Origin of the sequence: Paenibacillus lemnae (genome assembly GCF_012933385.1) — a bacterium.
GTDB classification, from domain to species: Bacteria; Bacillota; Bacilli; order Paenibacillales; family Paenibacillaceae; genus Paenibacillus_AQ; species Paenibacillus_AQ lemnae.
Genome location: NZ_JABBPN010000040.1, coordinates 1 through 3,181, shown reverse-complemented (window position 1 = coordinate 3,181; position 3,181 = coordinate 1). Strand labels below are relative to the sequence as shown.

Sequence of the window (3,181 nt, the reverse complement as noted above, 5' to 3'; positions counted from 1 at the left end):
CTTGTCCGCCGGGCGCTGCTGCGCCGCCAGCGGCGGTCCGGGGCTGCGGCGGCTGCAGCAGCCCGAGGCGCGGCAGCCGCTGTGCGAGGCCGCGCTTGAAGGTGTTCACGGCAGCGAAGCCTGCCGTGAAGGCGCTGGCGCCGGGCGCGTGCACGAGGCGCCGGGCGAGGTCCAGCGAGCCCATCAAGGGGTACGATGGGCTCGAGCTCTGGACCATGGCCAGGCGCCCGCGCAGCAGCGCGCGGTCGATGCGCGGGCCCTGCACGTGCAGCATGGCGCCCATCGTCATGGCAGCCAGCATTTTATGCGTGGACTGCACGACTATATCGGCGCCGCAGGACAGCGCATGTGCCGGCAGATCTGGATGCAGCCCGTAGTGCGCACCGTGTGCTTCATCCACCAGCAGCGGAATGCCGTGTGCATGACAGATTTGTGCCATCCCGGTGAGGTCTGACCCCATGCCATAATAATTCGGCATCGTGACCAGCACGCCTTTCGCTTCCGGATGAGCTGCTAAAGCCACAGCTACCGTCTCAGGCGAAGGTGCTACAGCCAGCCCGCTGGTCGAATCCTGCTCCGATTCCATAAAAACTGCCTTCGCCCCGGAGAGCATCAAACCGTTCAGTACCGATTTATGCACATTCCGCTGCAGCAGCAGCAGATCCCCCTGCTGGCAGCACACCGTCAAGATCATCGCCAGATTACCTGAAGTACTTCCTCCCACCAGAAAAAAGCTCTCCTCGGCTCCAAAACAATCTGCTGCGAGCTGCTGTGCCTCCTGAATTACCCCTTCCGGATGATGCAGATCATCCATTCCGGTAATCTCCGTAACGTCCAGCGCCATCATCTCCCGAAACGGCTGTGCTGCAGCATCACCAGAATAGGCTTCCCCATTTTTGTGCCCAGGCACATGAAAAGATCGTTTGCGCTCATCCCGGTATTTCAGAAGCGCTTCCCACAGCGGCGCCTTTTCCTTACTATGAATCTCATGAGTTGCTCTATCGTCAAACATGGCTATATTCCTTCCAAGCCTTCGCGGCATAATCCTATTTTAACGTATAATACAACCTTCGCCTATGGTTCTGCTCCTTTTCTCTGCACAGTTCACAAAAAAAAGGCCTTCTCAGGCCTTTATTTGGAAACCGCAATCTGTTTCAACCGATGTATGAAAAAACGATATTTGGCGTCTTCCGCATTCGTATGCACAATTTCAGATTCACAATCTTCACACACAAACTGTGATACTATTGTGATCCCATCCTTCTTCGCTTGGCTGCATACAATACAGACATTTTCGGTCATTTCTTCCATCAGCCATCCCACCTTAATCCTTTTACTATTAGTATGACACCATTTCTAGCATATTAAACCTTTTCATAGTGTCGTCTTTTGTTCTATATTATGATATATGTGTATCTGCTGAATAGGTGTCTGTACGTCAAAGCTTCACAAAACATCTTTTTTATCCGATAAAACAGATACAGATACGTACATGTTCTTATGAATGCTCGCCAAAAGGAGGCCCGTGAGCGCGATGGCCGAACAATCTCTTAGCCAAGCGACTTTTTACCAGTACCGACTACTAAAAAAAATCAATCTCTCCCGCACAATGCTGAGTTTTTACCTCCTCCTGCCCTGTGCTGCTGTCGCTTCCGAGATGCTTCTCTTGTCCTGGGACAGCTTTTTCTTCTTTCTGCTGGCCTTCATGCTTGTCCTCTGGATTCATTTTGTTATCGGCCGGTCGGTCTTACATCTGTCAGGTTCCCATTATACTAAAAAATGGCGCTTCAGCCTCCAGACTCCCTGGGTTGGATATATGCCGGAGCAGTATGTTAATCGTCAAAGGTTTCGTCAAGTGCAGTGGCATACTTTATGGATCGGGACTGCGCTTCTTGGCGTAATGGCCTTTTGGTCACCTGTATCCTTTACCGTCTCCATATTCTTCTGGCATCTTTGGCTGATCGCTCCGCGTTATTTCTTTCTGCTGCGATTTGCCGGCCAACCGCAAGACGGCATGCTGCGATTCGGAAGTCAGGATGTTTCTTATTACTCACAATGATGTTACATACATAGAAAAAGAAGAAGACCTCCGTCCATATATGGATGAGGTCTTTTACTTTTTGCTTTCGAGGCCTTGTATATCTTTCTGTATAGTTGCAGGTATCGTAATTATTAAAGAATCGTCGTGTACGGATAGATGGACGATGTTTTTTCCTTTTTCAAAAATAAGGGATGAGCTGTTCTGCTTGTCTTTCTTCTCCTGCCAGCCCCAGGATCTAATCTCCTCTAAGTAAGGCTCAGGCAGACTGTCCTTCTCCTTCAAGCCAGGTAAAGTATAACGTACATAATCAAGATCTCCAGCGCCTTTTGCCTGTTCTGTCCGATTAGCCTCTTTAGGTACCGGAAAAGATTTAACATTCGCCGCCCCGTCAAACAATTCCCATGATGGTTTTTCCGATGCACCACATCCAGACCCAATCAGCAAAATCGCCCCTGCGCAGATCCCCCCTGCAAGACGAATCCTGCTGTTCCACATGAGATAACCTCCTTCCTAGCCAAAACTGCAGTTCCTCCACATCAGATCGTGTGTGTAGCATGTTGTGGATAGGCTGCAGCTCATAGACCGTATAACCTATGCATTGCATATTTCTGAATTTATATAATGACGTATTACCTGATTTGTACTAATTCCATTATACTGATTTAAAAACATATTCGGTAACAAAATCTTCATCAGTTTCCGACACTCAGTCCATACACATATCGAAAAAATAAAAACCACCGTCGATAACATCGACGATGGTCTTTCGCTTGGCGGCGTCCTACTCTCCCGGGACCCTTCGGTCCAAGTACCATCGGCGCTGGAAGGCTTAACGGTCGTGTTCGGGATGGGTACGCGTGGAACCCTTCCGCTATCGCCACCAAACATGATTTTTCGGAGCTTCGCTCCTTGAAATCGCTGCGAGAAAATATCAATCCATGATATCCACCACAGTTGCTTCAGATGTTTGATCACCTGAAAACTAGATACGAAACGAATGTGCGTGTTTAGAAATCTTCTCCGTAGCGTCCCTTCCGATCCTTAGATCTTCTGGGCCCCGCCAAAGTATTCGGAATCCGCTGCGAAGCGCTTCTTCACTTTGGTGGGATATTTAGGATAAGCCCTCGACCGATTAGTATT

The 3,181-nt window shown here is 49.5% G+C and carries 4 protein-coding genes and 1 rRNA gene; 1 reads left to right on the top strand and 4 read right to left on the bottom strand.

Annotation, left to right across the window (positions count from 1 at the left end; genetic code table 11):
- Together HII30_RS21285 and HII30_RS21280 are read right to left on the bottom strand one after the other, a co-directional pair.
- Nucleotides 1-1,012: aminotransferase class I/II-fold pyridoxal phosphate-dependent enzyme (locus HII30_RS21285; RefSeq protein WP_169507048.1), on the bottom strand; the 1,012-nt coding region annotated here is incomplete at its 3' end.
- 119 nt (nucleotides 1,013-1,131) lie between these two features.
- On the bottom strand, nucleotides 1,132-1,311 hold the full coding sequence (locus tag HII30_RS21280) for a sigma factor G inhibitor Gin (protein ID WP_169507047.1): 180 nt from the start codon (nucleotides 1,309-1,311) through the stop codon (nucleotides 1,132-1,134).
- A 223-nt stretch (nucleotides 1,312-1,534) separates the two neighbouring features.
- Between HII30_RS21280 and HII30_RS21275 the strand changes: the two genes are divergently transcribed.
- On the top strand, nucleotides 1,535-2,059 hold the full coding sequence (locus tag HII30_RS21275; RefSeq protein ID WP_169507046.1) for a hypothetical protein: 525 nt from the start codon (nucleotides 1,535-1,537) through the stop codon (nucleotides 2,057-2,059).
- A gap of 54 nt (nucleotides 2,060-2,113) precedes the next feature.
- Here the strand turns inward: HII30_RS21275 and HII30_RS21270 are convergent, their stop codons facing one another.
- Together HII30_RS21270 and rrf are read right to left on the bottom strand one after the other, a co-directional pair.
- The gene (locus tag HII30_RS21270) at nucleotides 2,114-2,536 is read right to left on the bottom strand and encodes a hypothetical protein (RefSeq protein ID WP_169507045.1); all 423 of its coding nucleotides are present in this window, start codon (nucleotides 2,534-2,536) and stop codon (nucleotides 2,114-2,116) included.
- A 273-nt stretch (nucleotides 2,537-2,809) separates the two neighbouring features.
- Nucleotides 2,810-2,926: ribosomal RNA gene (gene rrf, locus HII30_RS21265) — 5S ribosomal RNA — on the bottom strand.
- Nucleotides 2,927-3,181 lie beyond the last annotated feature (255 nt).

What these genes read in the sequence shown, in the direction of transcription:
- HII30_RS21280 (WP_169507047.1), bottom strand. Translation starts at nt 1,311, where the DNA reads ATGGAAGAAATGACCGAAAATGTCTGTATTGTATGCAGCCAAGCGAAG.
- HII30_RS21275 (WP_169507046.1), top strand. Translation starts at nt 1,535, where the DNA reads ATGGCCGAACAATCTCTTAGCCAAGCGACTTTTTACCAGTACCGACTA.
- HII30_RS21270 (WP_169507045.1), bottom strand. Translation starts at nt 2,536, where the DNA reads ATGTGGAACAGCAGGATTCGTCTTGCAGGGGGGATCTGCGCAGGGGCG.